This window comes from Candidatus Hinthialibacter antarcticus, assembly GCA_030765645.1.
Taxonomy (GTDB): Bacteria; Hinthialibacterota; Hinthialibacteria; order Hinthialibacterales; family Hinthialibacteraceae; genus Hinthialibacter; species Hinthialibacter antarcticus.
Genome location: JAVCCE010000017.1, coordinates 16,541 through 35,505, shown reverse-complemented (window position 1 = coordinate 35,505; position 18,965 = coordinate 16,541). Strand labels below are relative to the sequence as shown.

Annotated in this window: 17 protein-coding genes and 1 tRNA gene; 14 read left to right on the top strand and 4 right to left on the bottom strand. The window is 50.8% G+C overall.

From position 1 onward, the window contains the following. Positions 1 to 199: 199 nt before the first annotated feature. Both P9L94_05875 and P9L94_05870 read left to right on the top strand, forming a co-directional pair. Positions 200 to 355 (top strand): hypothetical protein, encoded by a 156-nt coding sequence (locus P9L94_05875; protein MDP8243590.1) that lies wholly within the window; start codon positions 200 to 202, stop codon positions 353 to 355. Positions 356 to 487: 132 nt separating this feature from the next. Then, entirely contained in the window at positions 488 to 1,471 is a 984-nt protein-coding gene (locus P9L94_05870) for a YpdA family putative bacillithiol disulfide reductase (protein MDP8243589.1), read from the top strand. Between the two features lie 6 nt (positions 1,472 to 1,477). On the opposite strand, the gene P9L94_05865 is transcribed toward P9L94_05870, so the two are convergent. Beyond that, the gene (locus P9L94_05865; protein ID MDP8243588.1) at positions 1,478 to 2,770 is read right to left on the bottom strand and encodes a DUF362 domain-containing protein; all 1,293 of its coding nucleotides are present in this window, start codon (positions 2,768 to 2,770) and stop codon (positions 1,478 to 1,480) included. Between the two features lie 320 nt (positions 2,771 to 3,090). Between P9L94_05865 and P9L94_05860 the strand changes: the two genes are divergently transcribed. Further along, positions 3,091 to 5,163, top strand: a complete 2,073-nt coding sequence (locus P9L94_05860) for a hypothetical protein (GenBank protein MDP8243587.1) — start codon at positions 3,091 to 3,093, stop codon at positions 5,161 to 5,163. An 83-nt stretch (positions 5,164 to 5,246) separates the two neighbouring features. Here P9L94_05860 and P9L94_05855 read toward each other — a convergent pair whose 3' ends face one another. The 3 genes from P9L94_05855 to tatA all read right to left on the bottom strand — a co-directional run bounded on the left by P9L94_05855 (position 5,247) and on the right by tatA (position 7,044). Next, complete coding sequence (locus tag P9L94_05855; protein ID MDP8243586.1) at positions 5,247 to 5,807, bottom strand: arginine decarboxylase, pyruvoyl-dependent; 561 nt, start codon at positions 5,805 to 5,807, stop codon at positions 5,247 to 5,249. Positions 5,808 to 5,915: 108 nt separating this feature from the next. After that, positions 5,916 to 6,668, bottom strand: a complete 753-nt coding sequence (locus tag P9L94_05850) for an STAS domain-containing protein (GenBank protein MDP8243585.1) — start codon at positions 6,666 to 6,668, stop codon at positions 5,916 to 5,918. 163 nt (positions 6,669 to 6,831) lie between these two features. Then, positions 6,832 to 7,044 carry a twin-arginine translocase TatA/TatE family subunit gene (gene tatA / locus P9L94_05845; protein ID MDP8243584.1) on the bottom strand — a complete coding sequence of 71 codons (213 nt, stop codon included), beginning with the start codon at positions 7,042 to 7,044 and terminating at the stop codon, positions 6,832 to 6,834. Positions 7,045 to 7,293: 249 nt separating this feature from the next. Between tatA and P9L94_05840 the strand changes: the two genes are divergently transcribed. From P9L94_05840 to P9L94_05790, 11 genes are all read left to right on the top strand, one after another. Beyond that, positions 7,294 to 9,384 (top strand): exopolysaccharide biosynthesis polyprenyl glycosylphosphotransferase, encoded by a 2,091-nt coding sequence (locus P9L94_05840; GenBank protein MDP8243583.1) that lies wholly within the window; start codon positions 7,294 to 7,296, stop codon positions 9,382 to 9,384. Between the two features lie 850 nt (positions 9,385 to 10,234). Beyond that, positions 10,235 to 11,536: an O-acetylhomoserine aminocarboxypropyltransferase/cysteine synthase gene (locus P9L94_05835; protein ID MDP8243582.1), complete on the top strand. Its 1,302-nt coding sequence runs from the start codon at positions 10,235 to 10,237 to the stop codon at positions 11,534 to 11,536. A 139-nt stretch (positions 11,537 to 11,675) separates the two neighbouring features. Next, positions 11,676 to 12,836 (top strand): homoserine O-acetyltransferase, encoded by a 1,161-nt coding sequence (locus tag P9L94_05830; GenBank protein ID MDP8243581.1) that lies wholly within the window; start codon positions 11,676 to 11,678, stop codon positions 12,834 to 12,836. Between the two features lie 3 nt (positions 12,837 to 12,839). Beyond that, positions 12,840 to 13,466 (top strand): methionine biosynthesis protein MetW, encoded by a 627-nt coding sequence (gene metW / locus P9L94_05825; GenBank protein MDP8243580.1) that lies wholly within the window; start codon positions 12,840 to 12,842, stop codon positions 13,464 to 13,466. 199 nt (positions 13,467 to 13,665) lie between these two features. Beyond that, a tRNA-Thr gene (locus P9L94_05820) sits at positions 13,666 to 13,738 on the top strand. A gap of 558 nt (positions 13,739 to 14,296) precedes the next feature. Further along, positions 14,297 to 14,497, top strand: a complete 201-nt coding sequence (locus tag P9L94_05815; GenBank protein MDP8243579.1) for a helix-turn-helix domain-containing protein — start codon at positions 14,297 to 14,299, stop codon at positions 14,495 to 14,497. Beyond that, the gene (locus P9L94_05810; protein ID MDP8243578.1) at positions 14,485 to 16,860 is read left to right on the top strand and encodes a DUF3987 domain-containing protein; all 2,376 of its coding nucleotides are present in this window, start codon (positions 14,485 to 14,487) and stop codon (positions 16,858 to 16,860) included. The genes P9L94_05815 and P9L94_05810 overlap by 13 nt, the downstream gene beginning before the upstream one ends. Next, positions 16,854 to 17,183, top strand: coding sequence for a hypothetical protein (locus P9L94_05805; GenBank protein ID MDP8243577.1), 330 nt, complete (start codon positions 16,854 to 16,856; stop codon positions 17,181 to 17,183). Before P9L94_05810 ends, P9L94_05805 begins: the two co-directional genes overlap by 7 nt. Before the next feature lie 73 nt (positions 17,184 to 17,256). Then, positions 17,257 to 17,646, top strand: a complete 390-nt coding sequence (locus P9L94_05800; protein ID MDP8243576.1) for a hypothetical protein — start codon at positions 17,257 to 17,259, stop codon at positions 17,644 to 17,646. Positions 17,647 to 17,737: 91 nt separating this feature from the next. After that, complete coding sequence (locus P9L94_05795; protein MDP8243575.1) at positions 17,738 to 18,031, top strand: hypothetical protein; 294 nt, start codon at positions 17,738 to 17,740, stop codon at positions 18,029 to 18,031. A gap of 560 nt (positions 18,032 to 18,591) precedes the next feature. Further along, positions 18,592 to 18,921 carry a hypothetical protein gene (locus P9L94_05790; protein ID MDP8243574.1) on the top strand — a complete coding sequence of 110 codons (330 nt, stop codon included), beginning with the start codon at positions 18,592 to 18,594 and terminating at the stop codon, positions 18,919 to 18,921. Positions 18,922 to 18,965: the final 44 nt, after the last annotated feature.

Here is an 18,965-nt window from a genome sequence, read left to right as displayed (position 1 = left end):
TCATTCAAGATCGCTAGGATCTGTTCTTCCGTGTACCGCTTGCCTTTGCTTTTTGACATGAGAGAAATCCCTTCCGTTTCATTATTTCTCTCACTTCACATGGAACCATTCTAGAGGGGCACGTCACCATTACTAACAAGGAAGTTTAGGGAACAAGCAATGAGTGCTTCCATTCTGACAAAACGATTGATACAAAATTATGAACGATTCTATTTTAGACCGCGCCATTGAAGTATTAGAGCAAGTGACGATTAACAAAGAGCCGGATTCGTTCAATCCAGAAGATACTCATTGCGGCATGGGAAAACAGATGCAGTGCCCATGTGATAACCCTGTTTGTACGTCAAGCGAATAACCGCCTCATTTCTCTCTCACTGAACCTATGTCGTAGAATCATTGAAGTAGTATACTGATCCCATCCATTCAAATCTGTTTACGTGCGCCTCGTTTATTTCTCACGGGGACGATCTGTTTGTGAGGTTATTCGATGTCAGCGCCCCGATATGATATTGCGATTGTTGGCGCCGGTCCGATTGGGTTGGCGTGCGCATTAGAGGCGAAGGCGCGCGGACTCTCTCATTGTATTTTTGATAAGGGATGTTTGGCGAATTCCATTTATCACTACCCGACTTCGATGCGTTTTTTTTCCACCCCGGATTTGCTCGAAATTGGAGGCCTGCCTTTTACCTGCCGCGACGAAAAGCCCGTCCGCTGGGAGGCGCTTGAATATTATCGCCGCGTCGCCGAAACCCAGAAATTACGCATTCATTTGTATGAAGAAGTCGCGAACATCAAGGGCGAAGACGGGCAGTTTGAACTCACGACGCCCAAAGGCGCCTATCAAGCCGCCAAGGTCATTGTTGCGGCGGGCTTTTTTGAAAAACCCCAAATGCTCAATGTTCCCGGCGAAGAATTGGCGAAGGTCGTTCACTTTTATAAGGAGCCGCACCCGTACGTCTTTCAAAAGGTGTTGGTGGTCGGCAATGGAAACTCCGCGACCCAGACGGCGTTGGAATGTTGGCGGCACAGCGCAGAGGTCACATTGGCGGTGCGCGGCGACGGCATCAAACCCGGCGTGAAATACTGGATCAAACCCGATATTGAAAACCGCATCGAATTGGGCGAGATCAAAGGCTACTTCAATACGGTCGTCCAAGAAATTAAACCGGATTCGGTGGTACTCAAACATCAGGACGGGACGCTGACGGAAATCGAAAACGATTTTGTGTTAGCCATGACGGGCTATGAACCCAATTATGATTTCATGCGGCGGATCGGCATTGCCATCGGCGATGATCCCATGCAGACGCCGGTTCACGATCCGGTAACGTATGAGACCAATCGCCCGGGCGTATTTCTCGCTGGTGTGGTGTGCGGGGGGATGCAAACCAACCGCTGGTTTATTGAAAACAGCCGCTGCCACGCCGACGGCATTTTTGAGCGCATCCAGGCAACCCTGCCTGGCGCATGATGCGCATTACGCGTTTTTGGCTGAGGCCTCGCGCTCGGCGCGGCGTTTGCGCGACGAAACTTCTGGCGCTTCTTTGATGCACTCGCCCAAAATGCGGACCCCCTTCGCCAAAACGCCTGCCGTGCCTAACACAAACTTCGACGGCGCTTCGCCCACTTCGGGGTAGCCCTTTTCGTCCGCCTTGAGGTTCTCCCAATTGTGAAAGAGGCGTCCCCAATCGCTGCGTAGCGCTTCCTGGACGCGGCTGGTGCCAAAGCGCGGATACCAATACATATCGTGATAGACCACGCTGGCGATGTACGCCCAGGGCGCCATCCAGGTTTTGAGCGACCACTCGACGGCGTTTTTGAGTCCGCCCCAATAAATCTGGTGCTGCATTTTTGAGGCGAAGGTCATGTTTTTAAAGGGGCCTTCAAAGTTCCAGTTCTGCCCGGCGGCTTCGAGGTCGCCGACGATCTCGATCTCATTCACGTCGCCGCAGCCCAGCCCCATCTCATGGGCGAGGCGGATAAATTTCATGTCGCTGAGCGGGTCGAAGCCCATCATTTTGGCGGCGACTGCGTCAATCGCGACCTGGTCGCTGGATGCCAGAATGACGTTTTTCACATGGGGAATCATACAGCGCGGGCCGGGGCCGTCGCCGGCGAGAGTGCCGTCCATTACCGCGAATACGCCGCGATGGATTTTTTTCTGAATCATCAACAGGTCAACCAGCGTCTCGTGAATGACCGGGTGGGTCCAGTGGCGGTGTTCGTTGAGCAGGCCGCCGAAGGCGTTTTTCATCGCGCCCGTTGTTGTCGTAAAAACGTGGGTCTTCACGGTCGGCAGGTGGATGATGTTCTCGCCGATAAATCGCTTGGGAACCGAAAAGCCTTTCGGGTATACATCATTCAGGCAGATGAATTTATCGGCAACGTCGCCGACTGCTTCGCGAACATCGATCCATTCTTCACCCTCATAGAGGTGAACATTGCGCAGGCCGTGGTCTTCGATGACGTTGATCTGTTTGTTTTCGCGCTCGCCGAGGTGGGCGTCGATGACCACGGTGCGGTTATGGCAGCCGTGAATCAGGTCGGGGCTGTAGCCGTCGGCCTTCATGGCGCGGACTACGCCTTCGAGTTGCCAGGGGGTAGTCGAGCAGCCGGGGTAGAAGTGGTGCCAGCTGATATTAATTTTCAGGCCGGTGTCGGCGTCTTTGGCGACGGTGCCTTGATAATCGGCCAGATTTAACAGTTCGTGATAATCCGATAGCACCGTTTGCGGGGTGGTGCGCAAGACGGCGACTTTTGAGCGGGCCATGAAACTCTCCTAAGCATCGGGTCAGATAGGGCGGTCTGCTTGGTTTGAAAGCTGACCGCGAAAATGCGTGAACTTTGTATTATAGAACCCAGAACGAATCCAACAATGGAACAACGATTCGCCCCGTGCGTCGTCTCGCAATGTCGCCTCCACAAGAACAGAAAAATCGAAGCGCCAGAATTATATGTTGACAAAAAATACATCTCTACGATATTAATATCCTAACCGGATTGAAGTGAGAGTTAACTCAAAAAACAACTCATTGTTACAAAGAATGAGTAGAAGTTTGTTGCATGTTCTCATGCAACGGGGGAACCATCATGAAAAAACAATATATAAGTTACAGCCGAAGTGCGTATGTATTTCTTGCTTTAATCTGCATAACAATGACCGCGTATAGCCAGCCGATTCAAGTTGATTACGTCTCATCGTATTTCGGTGAGGGCGGGACGTTCTTTATTCAAGATGTTGTATACGCTGAGCCGTATTACGCAGTTATCGGGCGCGATGGCAATACCCCGCAGGTTCGCTATTACGCCTACGCCAACGGCGCCGTCTCGGAAGCCTTTCGGATAACGCCCTTCGAAGACGATCCACTCAACCAGAAACGTGTTATCTGGAGCAAGGCCAACGCAACCGTCACGGTGTTGGTACTTGCTGATGCTGAGTCCCAAGACCTCGTATGGGTCCGTCATGTTGACGGCGAACACGCGACGATTTTGCAGGAGAAGATAGAGAGTGACGTTAATCTCAGCGAATTTGCCTTTGACGATCACGCCTTTCACGCGATCAGTACCGGATTTGACAGTACTCTCGTCTCGATGTCGTTTGGTGAAGAATACCTGTCGGTCAAGCAGTTTACCAACACCGTTTCGCTGAGCGGTTTCAGCGCATCTAACCTGGGCTATGCCGCTGGAGAAATTTTAATCGTCGATGGCGCAGGAAATGAAGAAGATGAATATAACGGGGTGGTTCGCGCAAAGTTAGATGAAGGCGGCGAACTGGTGATAAATGAAACGGCGTTCTATCCAATCGAAAATGCGCAAATCGTCCACGGCGTTTCAACGCGCAGTCCATTGGCGCTGTTTTTCTATTCGGGCCAGGCTGTCATTTGGCAATGGAGCGATGACGGCGAGCCGGTTCGTCTTTTCTCTGGGTCTGTTCCTCGAAGCGGGTTCTCATCAACCATGACCGCCGAAAGCGTTGCCATGAATTTGTCCAGCGATGGAAAATATCATATCCTGACGCTTCAGGATGGTACTTTTTCAGACATCGCCCAGATACCGGGCGCCTATAGAAGCATTGCTCTCGGGCCGGAACTATTCATCCAATATGGCCCGGGCAAATTGATCGTATATGATATTACTGACGGCGCGTCGCTAACATTGATTGAGTTCCCCATTGAAGAAGCCGAAACCATTGATGAAGTCGAGGCCGCTGGCGATTTTCTCTATATCCGCGCAAATGATAGAATGAAAACGCTGAATGTAAGCGACCGTACTTCTCCGCAATTTGTTTCTGATGATGGTGAAATCTATGTGATGGAAAACCATCCGCCGTTTTTAGCGGTGTACTCTCCTGGCATTGAGCGGTTAAAAAATGGCGTTTATAACACCGTGAATCCAGACGGGTCGCTAGGTGAACAGCAATTGGCGCCAGTGCTGCCCGAAAACATTGATCACGATGGAATTTTGCAACCAATCTGGAATGAGAAGGTTTTTATTCAGCCAGCGAAGTTCATTGATGGTTCCATCTCGCATTCATTTAAAAATAATTTTCCTAAATTGTTTTTGTATGAAATCAATGCAGGTCAAATATCTGACGCAACCGCCAGCGTGATCGACATGCCTCTCAATGGCGATTCATACGCGCTATTTGACGACAAGATATATGTCAGCAGTTTTGAACAGATTCAGCCGGACGACTTTTTCCTGCCGCCATATTTTATCCTGTATTTTCATGTCTATACGATAGGAGATTTAGCGAACCCTCAGTTAATTGCACAGGCATCGTTTGAGACGGAGGATCCATCTGCATGGGCGAACAGGACGCTATCGGTAGAGGAAAACTGGCTGGCGCTTGCGATACAATCGGGTTTCTACCTCATCAACGCTGACGATGCGGCTTTGACGACGAACAATCCAACAACGTATAGTCCCGGAGAACAAATCTGGTCTAAGGGTTATTTGTTCGTCAATGAATTTGGGCGTGGAGTTACCGTATATCAGCCAAGCGAAGGTGGCTTAATCGAAGTGGGCTTCTTTCCCATCATAGAGGTATGGGATATGGACATCAAAGACGACTATCTTTACGCCGCACATCGCGACCGTGGGCTGGATATCTTCAAACTGACGTTTGATGAAACCAATGTTCACGATTGGGCGCTGTATTGATCGGCGGATATTGTTGAAGCGAAACAAAAAACGCGCAGACCGAAAGGCCTGCGCGTTTTGATTAAACGGCTTTTTTCGTTGCGTCAGTCAAGCAACAGAATCGCCAGCGCGACGACTGTGGTGTATCCGCCCTTTTTGTTGGTCGCGGTCTGAGTCACATTGCGGGTGTGGACGATTTTCCCGCTGATTTTAAACACTTCTTCTTTTTCGTCCCACGATTTATCTTCATCAAACTCGACGCCCAGCGTTGTCGCTAGCATGGCGGCGGCGAGGTCTTCGGCGTAGTCGCCCGCTTCCTGGTTGCTCAGTCCGAAGCCGTGAAATTCACTCAGATAGCCGTAATGGTCTTTTTGTTTGGGCAACGCCAAACCAATGGACGCAACTGGCTGGCGGCGCGGTTCTTTGGTGCTGGCGCGCGCTTGAACGGCGAAGGTGATCGCGCCGGGCTTCAACGCAGCGACGCCCTCTTTTTTTGTGATGATTTTACAGCCGGGAGGGAAGATGCTCGATACGGCCACCAGGTTGCAAATCTCAACTCCGGCGTCGCGCAAGGCCAATTCATACGAGCGTAGCTCTTCTTTATGAAAGCCGACGCCTTTGGTGAAAAACATACGTTTGGGAATGAGATTGGCTAGTGGACTCATGGCTAATGTTCCTTTGCTTCGTGAGGAGATTGACCCGAACCAAGCGGAGCAGGCGCAACAATAGTATTGTGGCGAATTTCAGTGAACAAGGCCTAAAGAAAATAAAAGTTATTTTGCTGAAAAGGAACGTTGGAGTTCGTCAGGCGTCAGCATGTCGTGGTCGAGCAATCCGCCCGCTTCTTCGGCGTTTAAAATGCCCTTGGTTTCTAATATTTTGATTAATGTGACCAACATGCAACTGTTGGCATAGATGATTTCGTCGGTCTCAAAGCGGTTCTTTATGACTTGCGCTTCACCGGCGGAAATCGGTTTAGGCTTTGGGGAGTCGGCGGGCTGCTCCGGCGCGGCGGGTTTTGCGGTTTTGGCGTTGTTCACGATATAAGCCGAGCGGTCAGCGGCGGACGACCGGGCGGGCGCGGGCTGCCTTTGCTGACTCTGCGTACTACTCGCTTCCGTTTTGTCGTTTGGCGGGTTGTCTATGGAGTTGATCGCCGTCTTTGGTGGCGTTTGAGTGACCACGTCGGCGTATGATTTTACCGCTTCGGCGCGGGATGAATAGATCTCGAAAATTTCAAAAATGCGGTTTTGCTTGAGATATTCAATGACCATGCGTTGCGGGTTGAGAAATTTGATATTTCCGCCCGCCGCGCGCATTTCTTTCATATTCGAAATTAACACGCTTATGGTCTGGTTGCCGATAAAACGCAGCATCGAAACATCGAGAATCACTTTATAGATACTGCTTTGAATCAGCGCCTTGAGGGTTTTATCGAGCAGTTGGTTGCTGCGCGAGTCCATATCGCCCGACATGGATAAAACCGCCACGTCGCCGATCTGCTGCGTCTGAATTTTCATGCCCATGCCAGCAACCTCAAACCTTAAGCGCGATCATCATCGCCTATCAGCACTCCTGCGTGAAGCGCTAATAGCGTTTTGCATATACGAAGAGACGAAAAACCCCCAAGGTCGTTGCTTAAAAGCGCCTCAGGGGTTTTTTGTGTTTGTTGTCATTCAAAGACGAAGATTAGGCTTCTTTGTTCTCTTCGATCTTTGCGGCGTCTTTTTCAGACTCTTTCTTTTCGCTGTCGTCTTCGTTAATGGCGCTGATCGACTTTTTGAATTCGCGAATTCCCGTGCCGAGTGATTTGCCCATTTCAGGCAGGCGCTTAGCGCCGAAAAGCAACAAGACGATCACGAGTATAATGGCCAATTCCCAAGGGCCCATGTTCCAAGGCATTGTTTTTTCTCCTTGCTAGAGAGGACGGTTGGACGGCTGGAAGGTTCCCGGGCCGTTTTACGGCGTTGTTGGGCGCCGTCCTATTATGACTTCTAGCCTCTACACAGCTATAACATCTTACCTGACAGGGGCGTTGAGTCAAGGATTTTCACAGGATCATCTCCGCTTGCCGCTTCACCCCTCATCGAAGCATTATATACTACGGTTCCAAAATGAGGGACCAAACAAACTAGTTGAAAGAACAAGAACGTGCGCAGCCGCCTGCTTGGCATTGATATCGACCCGCTAACCGCAGAGGAATTTTTAAGGCGGATTGATGATTACGTGACGGCAAAAACGCCGCATCAGATCGCGTATCTAAACGCCGACTGTCTCAATAAATGTTGGTCAGACCGCGCTTACCGTGATAGCATCGCGGATTCGGACTTGGTCTACGCTGACGGGATGGGCGTGGTGTGGGCGTCGCGATTGTTCGGGCATCCACTGCCGGAACGCCTGAATGCGAACGACCTGCTGCCCGAATTTTGCCGCCGCGCTGAAAACAAAGGCCATCGCATTTATCTGCTGGGCGGCGAGCCGGGCGTGGCTGGACGGGCGGCGGATGATTTTCAGCGCAAACACCCCAAATTACAAATCGTCGGTCATCATCACGGCTTTTTTTCTGCAGAGGAAGAAGCGGACGTCATCGCTCAGGTGCGCGAGTCTAACGCCGATATCTTAATCGTCGGCATGGGCGCCCCCAAACAAGAATTGTGGATCCAGAAAAATTTGAAAGACTTGGGCGTCCCTGTGGCGTGGGGTGTCGGCGGGCTGCTCGATTATTCCGCGAAAGACATTAAGCGCGCTCCCGTGTGGATGCGAAAAGCCGGGATGGAGTGGCTCTGGCGTTTGAGTCTGGAGCCGGGACGCCTGTGGAAACGCTATTTGTTAGGCAACATCTTATTTACGTTTCGGGTCGGCATCCTGGTATTCACTGACGCAATGATGGCGTCGATTGCCTGGGTGGCGGCGTACGGTATTCGCGCGTATGTGTTTCCAACGCTTGATTTCCTGCCCGACTTTTTACAAAAACCCCTGAACCCGTTTGCGAATTATTTATACGCCTTGCCCGTGATTGTCTCGGTGTGGGTGTTGATCTGCGCCTCGCTCGATCTCTATCGGCGCCAGTATCTCAGCGCCGCGCTCGATGAATTGACCAACATCGTCAAGATGGTCTTCTTGTTTATGATTACCTCGATGGCGGTCGCCTTTTTGTTGAAGGAACTCGACCCGGGCCGCGCGGTGTTGATTTTGTCGGCGGCGCTGGCGTTTTTTTTGATCGTCGCCTCGCGCATGACTTGGAGTTTTCTCGAAAAGAAAATGTTTGAGGAAGGCATCGGCCGCATCCGCGCGCTGGTGGTGGGCGACGGCGAGCCGGCGGGCCGCGTGATTCAAAGCCTGCGCACCCAACCGCAAGGCAAATACGAAGTCTTGGGGCTGCTGACCGATGAGCACGACATCGGCGAGACGATTAAAGATTGTCCGGTGTTGGGCGTTTCGGCGGAGTTGCCGGAATGGTCGAATACGCTGGTGATTGACGAGGTCTTTTTCGCTGACTCGCGCATGGAAAAACGCGACCTACTCAACTTGGTGGTTTCGTGCGGCGAACAAACCAGCGTGCGCCAATTTAACATTCTCACCGATATGTTTGGTATGATTACCGACCGCGCCTTGTTTGACAGCGTGGATGACATACCCTTTAAGGCGTTGCGTAAACGCCAACTCTCTCCCTTTGAACAAACCTGCAAGCGTAGTTTGGATTTTTTCTGTGCGGGCGCGTTACTATTGATGGCGGCGCCGTTTTTTCCGATCATTTGTTTGATGATTCGCCTGTGTTCGAGCGGGCCGTCTATTTTCCGTCACGAGCGCATCGGCAAAGACGGCAATCCCTTCATTATGTATAAATTTCGCACCATGTTCCGCAACGTGAATGAATATCAGGAAGCGCCTATCCGTAAGGACGACCCGCGCGTGTTGCCGATGATTGGGCGCATTCTTCGCCGCACCAGTTTGGATGAACTGCCGCAATTGTGGAACGTGTTTAAAGGCGAGATGAGTATGGTCGGGCCGCGGCCTGAGATGCCGTTCATTGTGAGTTCGTATGAACCCTGGCAACGCCAGCGCCTGTCGGTCTTGCCGGGCATTACCGGGTTATGGCAAATCAGCGGGCGCAAAGATTTGCCGCTGCACTCCAATTTAGAATACGACTTTTATTATATTCAAAACCAATCGCTGCTGTTTGACTTGATTATCCTGCTGAAAACCGTCCCCGTGGTCTTATTTGGCAAAGGCGCATATTAGGCCTCTTGCGCAGAAAGTGTTTCGTATTCTCGCGGCTCGGCGGGAGCCTCGCCCTCCCACAGCCCGCTCGATTCCGTTTCGCTCAATTGCATTCAAGGGTTGCCCGCTAAGCGGCCTTGGCTTGCTACCCTGCCATCGAAAAGCCAATTTCCTGGGAGCGCCGTTGTCCACAACGGCATTCACCGATGCGAGTTATAGATACTCGCGCTCCTGTCTAATCCCCCCTAGCGCTAACGCGTCGTCTTGGCTTGCCGCCCTGCCTGGTAGGGTGGGCTCGCGAAGCAGCCCACCATGCAATATTTCAATCATCATTAGCGGTAGATAATAGCCCACCAATATTTCGAATGATCTGGGGAGGGCGAACCTCCTGGTGAGCCGCGTGAAAAGAAAACGCTTCGCGCCCGAATCCCCCCGGCGTCTTCGACGCCCTCCCCCCCTTTTTTTTAAGGGGGGCATTCACCGCGACGGGATTGGTTTCATAATCACCTGGGGGGATCACGGCGGCCTATCCTACTGGGTTGAGAGAAGCCTGGTGGGCTCGCGAAGCAGCCCGCCAGATTTAACCCTCATAATCCTCCGCCTCTGCCTGCGGTAGGCAGGTTCTCCCAGAGCGGAGGTCGCAATCTAAAATAAGATCAAGAATATACCAAAAATGTCTCAAGCAGTGTTGAGTCTTCGGTGGATCGTCTATACTATTTGTAGACATTACGTTGCGAGTATGAACTGCGTTCTGGCGATGGCCTGAGCCAAGGCTTTCGATCCACACAAATTCGGCGATAATGTCTAGCCTTCCGCCTTGACGATGGTCGGCGGAAAGACAACGGACTTTGCTTTTTAAGGAGAGGAAAGGATGAACGATCAGCCTCAACGGTTTGAAACCGTCGCCCTGCATGGCGGCCAAGTACCCGATCCCGCAACCAATGCGCGCGCGGTGCCGATCTATCAAACAACATCCTATGTATTCAACAGCACGGAACACGCAGCCAATTTGTTTGGCTTGAAAGAATTCGGCAATATCTATACCCGCATCATGAACCCCACCACCGATGTGCTCGAAAAGCGCCTTGCGGGGTTAGAAGGTGGTTCATGCGCTCTTGCAGTCGCGTCCGGCCAGGCGGCCTGTACGTTGATCTGCCTCAATCTGGCCCACGCTGGCGACGAGATTCTCGCCTCGACCAGCCTCTACGGCGGGACCTACAACCTGTTCCATTACACCCTGCCGAAAATGGGCATCAAGGTGAACTTCTGCGAACCGGGCGACATCGAAAACTTCAAAAAAGCGATCACGCCCAAAACCAAGGCGATCTTCGCCGAAACCTTGGGCAACCCCAAACTGGATACGCTGGATATTAAAGCGGTGGCTGACGTCGCCCATGAAAACGGCGTCCCGCTTATTGTTGACAATACCGCCGCGACGCCGTTCCTGGTGAAACCGATGGACCACGGCTGCGATATCGTTATGCACTCGACCACAAAGTTCATCGGCGGTCACGGCACCTCCATCGGCGGCATCATCATTGACGGCGGCAAGTTCAATTGGGGCAACGGCAAGTTCCCTATGTTCTCTGAGCCAGACCCCAGTTATCACGGCCTCAACATTTGGGAAACCTTCGCCGACTTCCCCGGCATGGGCAACGTCGCGTTCGGCATCAAAGCGCGTGTGCAATTGCTGCGCGACACTGGCGCTGCCATGTCGCCGTTCAATGCGTTCATGTTCTTGCAAGGCCTCGAAACTTTGCACCTGCGCATGGAGCGTCATAGCGAAAACGCCATGAAGATCGCCGAGTTCCTCAAAGGACACAGCAAAGTCAACTGGGTCAATTACCCCGGTCTATCCGACCATCCGTCTTATGCAACCGCGAAGAAATATCACTACCGCGGCTTGTTTGGCGCGTTGTTGGGCTTTGGCGTGAAGGGCGGCATCGAAGCGGGCAAGAAATTGATCGACAACATCGAAATCTTCTCGCACCTGGCCAACATTGGCGACGCCAAGTCGTTGATTATTCACCCGGCCAGCACCACCCACCAACAGTTGACCGAAGATGAACAAGCCTTGACGGGCGTAACGCCTGACTATGTGCGTTTGTCGGTCGGCATCGAAAATGCTGACGATTTGATCGCCGATCTGGACCAGGCGCTCGCAAAAATTTAATGATCCGGCGCTGACTGTAAGGTTGGCGTCTGTTTCATTTTTTTGTATGTTCGGCTACGATTATTCCTTGGGGATCGGCCGGGACGGCATACCGCCTTCCCTCGATCCCCATTATCATTTTGAGTAGGCTCAATAACCCATGAGCAGCACTAAAATTCCCGAAGAAACCCGCTCCGTTGGGGTTGTCGAAGAAAAGTTCATCACCCTATTTGAACGGCCTGACGCAATGCCGCTTGATTGCGGCCGCAGCCTGGGGCCGATCACGCTGGCGTATGAAACCTACGGTGAACTCAACGCCGCCAAAGACAATGCGATACTTGTCTTGCATCCACTGTCGATGGACCATCACGCCGCCGGGCGCTACAAAGAAGACGACCGCAAACCCGGTTGGTGGGATACTTTTATCGGCCCGGGTAAGGCTTTCGACACCGACCGCTATTTTATTATCTCGTCGAATTGCATCGGTGGATGTTTGGGTTCAACTGGCCCCGGCTCTGAAAATCCTGAAACCGGAAAACCCTACGGATTGAAGTTCCCCATTATCACCATTCGCGACATGGCGCGGGCGCAAAAACGGTTGGTCGAAAGTTTAGGCATCAAAAAATTGTTCTGCGTCACCGGCGGCTCGATGGGCGGCATGCAGGCGCTGCAATGGTCGGTGACCTATCCCGACATGGTGCAGACGGTGATCCCGATTGCGACCACGTGGGTGCATTCGGCGCAAAACATCGCGCTCAACGAAGTCGGGCGCCAGGCGATTATTTCCGACCCTCATTGGAACAACGGCGATTATTACGACGGCGAACCGCCGCGCAACGGGCTTGCGGTGGCGCGTATGGTGGGGCACATCAGTTATCTCAGCGATAAGTCCATGCACGAAAAATTTGGCCGCAAACTGCAAGACCGCTTGGAGCCAAGTTTTGAAATGCTGATGGATTTTCAGGTCGAAAGTTATCTGCGTCATCAAGGGTTGACGTTCACGCAGCGTTTTGACGCCAACAGTTACTTATATATCACCAAAGCGCTCGATTATTTTGACCTCTCGCAAGGCCACGAGTCGCTGACCGCCGCATTGCGCGACGTTCAAGCGCGCTTTTTGATCTTGTCGTTCAGCAGCGATTGGCTCTATCCTCCCTATCAGTCGCGCGAGGTGGTCAGCGCATTAAAACGCAACGCAAAGCAAGTGAGCTATTGCGAAATCACATCCGACTATGGTCACGACGCCTTCCTTTTGGAATGCGATCAGGAAACAGGCTTGATCCGCGATTTTCTGCGCTATGCCTGGGAGGACCGCGAATAAATCATGACGGAAGAAGAAAAAGAATATCTGGAGCAAATCGTCCGGTATGAACACGAAGTCATCAGCGATTTGGTTAACCAAGGCGCCAAGGTGTTAGACCTGGGCTGCGGCGAAGGCCAATTGCTTGAACTGCTAAAGAGGAAAAACAAGGCGCAGGGCACCGGCGTCGAAGTGGCGCAAGGAAAAGTCTACAAGTGCATCAGCAAAGGCCTGACCGTTTTTCACGGCGACATCGACGAAGGCCTGGCTGATTTTCCCGACAAGTCGTTTGATTACGTGTTGTTGACCGATACGCTGCAAGAAGTCCGCCATCCAAGTTTGGTCATCAAAGAGATGTTGCGGGTTGGTAAGCAATGTGTTGTGAGTTTCCCCAATTTTGGATACTGGTCGGTGCGTGTTCAGTTGATGCTTTACGGACGCTCGCCGATCACGCGAGCGCTTCCCTTTGATTGGTGGGAAACGCCCAATTTGCACTTTTTCACGGTCCGCGATTTTTTCCGTTTTTGCGACAGCGAAGGATTTCATATTTCGCAATCGGTGTTTATCCGTAATGGAAAGCGAATGAATACCGCGCCGAACCTGTTCGCCGAAGAAGCAGTTTGTGTGTTAGAGTCGTCAAACGGCGATTAAACTTGACTCGAAGCCGCCTGTGCAAAAGGGCCTAATAGCCCGCCCTGAAGTGAGAAGAGTTGTACCCGTGCCTTACTCAGCGAACAATCAAATATGATTTAGATAGTTCCCGGCGAATGCAACTAAGTTTAGTGCGTGATTCTTGCATGAAGCCCCAACACTGAGTATGATATTCCGCTGATAAAAACGTATTCATGACGCTGGCGTAGCTCAGTTGGTAGAGCAGCTGATTTGTAATCAGCAGGTCGCGGGTTCGAATCCCTTCGCCAGCTCATTGAATAATAATAACTTACCTGCCAATCTCCCTCTTTCTATAATATACAAGCTAACAAATAGCTAACACGGTGTGTATTTTCTTACCTTAAAATAGGCTTCGTTTTAAGGAAACTTATCCAGGCGGTAACAAGTTGTTACCGCCTGAAAGCATACTAAGAAATAAGGATTTAGGAATTTGCAGAATTACCGCTCACAAGTATCGTGAAATGTTTTAAACGAAGGGAACTTGTTAAGTACATAGAGTCATCTATTGCTTGAATTCAACTGGTTGTGCGATGCAACTGGTTAGGAATTAATCAAACCGATTCAAAAACCACTCATATTACTGAAAATCCATTCAAAACCATATCATACTTAGTCATTCTGCACTCAATTTTGAGTAGTATCCACTCAAAAATTATCGTAAATGCCCTATCTTGTTCTTTTGCTTTTTCTTGCTTCGTAATTTCCATAGTTTCCAAAAACCCATTTTTCAAAATTTTCTATCTCACTCTGTTTAATGATGCATAGCACGTTAAAAGCGTGTAATTCACATCATCAAACGGAGAGAATCAATGGAACCTAATAAATCACTATTAAGCACTACCCAAGCCGCTGACCTGATAGGGGTTGAGCCAAGAACGCTCGAATGTTGGCGCCAAAGAGGCGATGGACCGCCCTTTGTCAGTATTTCACGACGTTGCGTTCGCTACGACATTTGCGATCTTCACCATTGGATTGATGACCATAAAAAACAATCGACATGGGAAAAATGAACACAAATGATAACTTTTCACGCATGTTACCTATAGCCCTGGATTATGGATATGGCAGAAAAAACAAAGCCCCTGCTGCAACAGGGGCAAAGGTAAGGTTCATCATGCCCAGCAATGAACACATGTTTAGTATAAATCAAAGCAGTAATGGAATCAAGCGTTTTTCTAACGCAACTCCTTGCCCAATATGCGGCGGTCATCAAGGCTTGTCGCGTGAATCTGGGTCTCGTTGCGGCGGCTATTACATGCCGGATGAAAACGCCGTTGTTTGCACAAAAGTTGAATCTGAAAAACGAATCGACAGCGCGGGCGGTTGGCGCCACAAATTGAATGGTCAAAACACAAGGATTGAAATGCCAAAGCCGAATTCTTCGGGAAATGGCAAGCGTTCAATTAACGCGACGTATGATTATAAAGACGAACGCGGCAAATTGCTCTTTCAGGTTGTTCGATATGAACCAAAAGACTTTCGTCAACGAAGACACAACGGTTCCGGCGGCTGGCTTTGGAATCTTAATGGCGTCAAGCGTGTTCTCTATCGGCTAACTGAATTGCTCGAAGCGCCCAAAGGCGAAACCATTCATATCGTCGAAGGTGAACGCGACGTTCACGCCCTTGTCGATCACGATCTATATGCAACTTGTAACCCTGGCGGCGCTGGCAAGTGGCATTTAATTGACGCCGATTCGCTTAAAGTGTTCGAAAGCCGACAAGTTGTAATCTTGCCGGACAATGACAAGCCTGGAATAGATCACGCGCAACAAGTAGCCATGTCACTCTATGGTAAAGCGGCAAGCGTGAAAATTGTACGATTGCCTGGTTTGCCGCCGAAAGGTGACGTTTCAGATTGGCTCGACTCGGGCGGAGCAATTGACGAATTGCATAGGCTTGTCGATGAAGCGCCAGAGTGGGAGCCGATGGAGACGGTCGAAGTGATTGAATTCCAACCGTTACCGCTCCAACGCGAAACGGAACCTTCACAACCTTTCCCGATTGACCAAATGCCTGAAGAACTCGCATCGGCTATCAACGCCATTTACCAAGCGACACAAGCGCCTCTTGCGCTCTGTGCAACAAGCGTCATTGCAAGCGTCACGCTTGCCGCTCAAGCAATAGCAGATATCCAAAATGACGGGCGCACCACCCCAACGAGTAACTTTTTCGTAGCCGTCGGCGATACGGGCGAACGCAAGAGCGCAGTTGATGAACTAACTTTAAATCCTGTTCGAGAGTTTGAGCGTGAAAAACTGACAGCGTATCAAGATGACATTTCAAAATATGTAGTTGAACTCGAACTATTCGAGAAAGCCAAGAGTGAAGCAATCGGCGCAAAGAAGACCTCATTGGCGGAAAAAAGGCAAGCACTTAATGACCTTGAAGCACCGCCGGATAAACCGAAACCGCCTCATATTTTGCTTGAAGAGCCAACATATGAAGGCCTAATCATTCACTTTGCGAATGGTTGTGAGTCCGCTGGAATTTTCTCTGACGAAGGCGGGCGCTTTATTCACGGTCACGCCATGAATCCAGACAATCGGATCAAGACTTCCGCCGGATTAAGCGCTCTTTGGAATGGACGGGATATAAACCGCGCCCGAGCAGGCGACGGAATCATAACTCTACAACACAAGCGCCTATCAATGAGTCTAATGTTACAGCCGCGTATCGCATTGGCGCTCTTTGCCGATGACGAAGTTAAAAGCCAAGGCTTACTTAGCCGCTGCCTGATTACTTTTCCTGAATCCACTTGCGGCACTCGAACCTATCGTGAATTTAATCCGTTGAACGACGCCTCATATCGGCGCTATTGCGAAACAATCCGTTCACTTCTAATCAAAGGCGAAACAATTGAACCGAGCCAACGCCAAGCGTTAAAACTTGATGTATCTGCAAAGAAACCCTGGATTGAATATTACAACATGATCGAAGTCGAACTTGCGCCCGATGGTGAACTAAGTGAACTGCGAGCCTTCGCAAACAAAGCGCCTGAACATGCCTTGAGACTTGCCGGAGCAATCGCAGTCTATCAGGGCGTGGCGGAAATCAATCGAGACGCCATGCTCACGGGGATTCAACTGGCGAGTTACTTCCTGAATGAAGCGTCGCGTTTGAATGGCGCAAACGTCATTGATGAAAAGATCACGCTTGCAAAGCGCCTATTGGAGTGGTTAAAACAGCATAGTCGAAAAGCCTTCTATCTGAGCGAAGTCTACCAAAGCGGCCCGCGTCCAATTCGAGACAAGCAAACCGCACTTGCAGCAATCAAGGTTCTCGAAGACCACAGATATATATCGAAAGTAAGGGAAGGATTAAAGATAGATGGAGCCGTAAGACAAAACGCATGGGAGGTTATGCAATGCTGAACCTTCCTGAGAAATTCAAATTTCAACCTGACACCCTGGCTAAAACGGCTAAACGGCTAAACCAGTCCAGTAATGAAGAACCGATTAGCCAATTAGCCGCTTTAGCCGTCCCTGACATTCTGAAAAAAGGCGAAGCGCGTCTGATAGTTGCAATGACTATGAGACGCATTGCTGATAATTTCTCGCCAAGCATGGAACCTATCGCGCCCCAAGATGCAATCAACCAAGCCGCCAAGACTGGAGATCGCCGGGCACTTGAAAGTGTCTTGAGCGAGTGGGAAACAAGCGAAACAGAACGCGCAAGGATTCAACGGCAATTGTGAAGAGCGGCGCAGGGCAACAGAACCACCAGCAATACCCGAAAAAAAGCAAATCACCATACCGGATGCGAACGCGATGATCGGGCGCTTGCAACTGGCGCTTGACGCGGCAGCGTCTTTGAAAGACCTGAAAGAGGTCAGGGACTACGCCCGGATACTGACCAATTTGCTGCAAGCGCACAATCTGACCCGCCAGGTGGTCGATGACGCAAGCCTCGTGCATATCAACGCTTCCCGCGAAATGGGTAAATATCTGCAACAGATAGACAAGAGTCCCGGTGTTCAAATGTCCGGCGGTTGCATCGTGCAACCGCCGGGGAATATTCCTACATTAAAGGACTTAGGAATTGACAAGATGCTCGCGTCCCGCGTACAAACGCTGGCGAAAGTGGGGGACGTGGTATTCAACCGTTACATCGAAGAAATCCGCCAACGCCATGATCGGGCGTTTGCAGCAAGCGCTTGACGCGGCAGCGTCTTTGAAAGACCTGAAAGAGGTTCGGGATTAAGCCCGGATACTCACCAATTTACTTCAAGCGCACAACCTGACCCGCCAGGTGGTCGATGACGCAAGCCTCATCCATATCAACGCATCGCGAGAAATGGGTAAATATCTGCAACAGATGGAAAAGCAACACGGCGCACGAGGGGATGAGAGAAATCAACACCAAAAAGAGGTGGAGTCACAACGTGTTACCCCACCAGACATCCCTACATTAAAAGACTTAGGGATTGACTACAATCTAGCCTCTCGCGTGCAAACGCTGGCAAAAGTGGGGGACGTGGTATTCAATCGCTACGTCGATGAAATCCGCCAACGCCATGATCGGGCGTTTGCAGCAAGCGCTTGACGCGGCAGCGTCTTTGAAAGACCTGAAAGAGGTTCGGGATTAAGCCCGGATACTCACCAATTTACTTCAAGCCCACAACCTGACCCGCCAGGCGGTCGATGACGTAGGCCTCATTCATATCAACGCTTCACGCGAAATGGGTAGATATTTGCAACAGATGGACAAAAACCCAGGCGTTCAAATGTCCGGCGGTTGCACGATGCAACCACGGGAGGACATCCCTACATTAAAGGACTTAGGGAATCACATAAGAATAGTTATCTCACATTTTATCACCTCTGCGCCCATCAACAAACCAAAGAGGTGATCGACGAAGTCACGATTATTCACCTGGACAACTCACGCGCATTCGGTGAGAAGTTACTGGCAACGGAAAAGAATAACGGCGGAAAGAATTCAACCGGTAACAGAGTGTTACCGGTTGAGCCCCCAACATTAAAGGGTTTAGGAATAGAGAAAACTTACGCCTCTCGCGGTCAATCGGCGAGTTTCTTCTCAACATGGAAAAGAACCCCGGCGTCAAGGGTAATATTCAAGATCAGGTATCGGGCGGTAACACGATGTTACCGCCCGATAGCATCCCTACATTAAAAGGCTTAGGGATAGACAAGATGTTGGCGTCTCGCGTTCAAACGCTGGCGCGAGTCAATCGCCCTGTCTATGACCGATATATCCATGAGTTGCTCGAAAAGCCGGGCGAATCGTTGACCTTCGCTGCCGTGCATCGGCTCTGCAAGCGCGAGATAACCGCCGCAACGCGTACCGCACGCGGACGCGCTCCGAAAAATTCTAAAAAAACATCAGCAAACCAAAGAAGTCATCGACGAAGTCACGCTTATCTACCTGGACGCCTCACGGGCAATCGGCGAAATGCTATTGGAGATGGATAAAAACCCCGGCGTTCAAATGTCCGGCACTACCACGATGGGAGCGC

Excerpts from the sequence above, each read along its gene's own strand:
- P9L94_05875 (MDP8243590.1), top strand. The coding sequence starts at position 200 with ATGAACGATTCTATTTTAGACCGCGCCATTGAAGTATTAGAGCAAGTG.
- P9L94_05870 (MDP8243589.1), top strand. The coding sequence starts at position 488 with ATGTCAGCGCCCCGATATGATATTGCGATTGTTGGCGCCGGTCCGATT.
- P9L94_05865 (MDP8243588.1), bottom strand. The coding sequence starts at position 2,770 with ATGGCCCGCTCAAAAGTCGCCGTCTTGCGCACCACCCCGCAAACGGTG.
- P9L94_05860 (MDP8243587.1), top strand. The coding sequence starts at position 3,091 with ATGAAAAAACAATATATAAGTTACAGCCGAAGTGCGTATGTATTTCTT.
- P9L94_05855 (MDP8243586.1), bottom strand. The coding sequence starts at position 5,807 with ATGAGTCCACTAGCCAATCTCATTCCCAAACGTATGTTTTTCACCAAA.
- P9L94_05850 (MDP8243585.1), bottom strand. The coding sequence starts at position 6,668 with ATGGGCATGAAAATTCAGACGCAGCAGATCGGCGACGTGGCGGTTTTA.
- tatA (MDP8243584.1), bottom strand. The coding sequence starts at position 7,044 with ATGCCTTGGAACATGGGCCCTTGGGAATTGGCCATTATACTCGTGATC.
- P9L94_05835 (MDP8243582.1), top strand. The coding sequence starts at position 10,235 with ATGAACGATCAGCCTCAACGGTTTGAAACCGTCGCCCTGCATGGCGGC.
- P9L94_05830 (MDP8243581.1), top strand. The coding sequence starts at position 11,676 with ATGAGCAGCACTAAAATTCCCGAAGAAACCCGCTCCGTTGGGGTTGTC.
- metW (MDP8243580.1), top strand. The coding sequence starts at position 12,840 with ATGACGGAAGAAGAAAAAGAATATCTGGAGCAAATCGTCCGGTATGAA.
- P9L94_05815 (MDP8243579.1), top strand. The coding sequence starts at position 14,297 with ATGGAACCTAATAAATCACTATTAAGCACTACCCAAGCCGCTGACCTG.
- P9L94_05810 (MDP8243578.1), top strand. The coding sequence starts at position 14,485 with ATGGGAAAAATGAACACAAATGATAACTTTTCACGCATGTTACCTATA.
- P9L94_05805 (MDP8243577.1), top strand. The coding sequence starts at position 16,854 with ATGCTGAACCTTCCTGAGAAATTCAAATTTCAACCTGACACCCTGGCT.
- P9L94_05800 (MDP8243576.1), top strand. The coding sequence starts at position 17,257 with ATGATCGGGCGCTTGCAACTGGCGCTTGACGCGGCAGCGTCTTTGAAA.
- P9L94_05790 (MDP8243574.1), top strand. The coding sequence starts at position 18,592 with ATGTTACCGCCCGATAGCATCCCTACATTAAAAGGCTTAGGGATAGAC.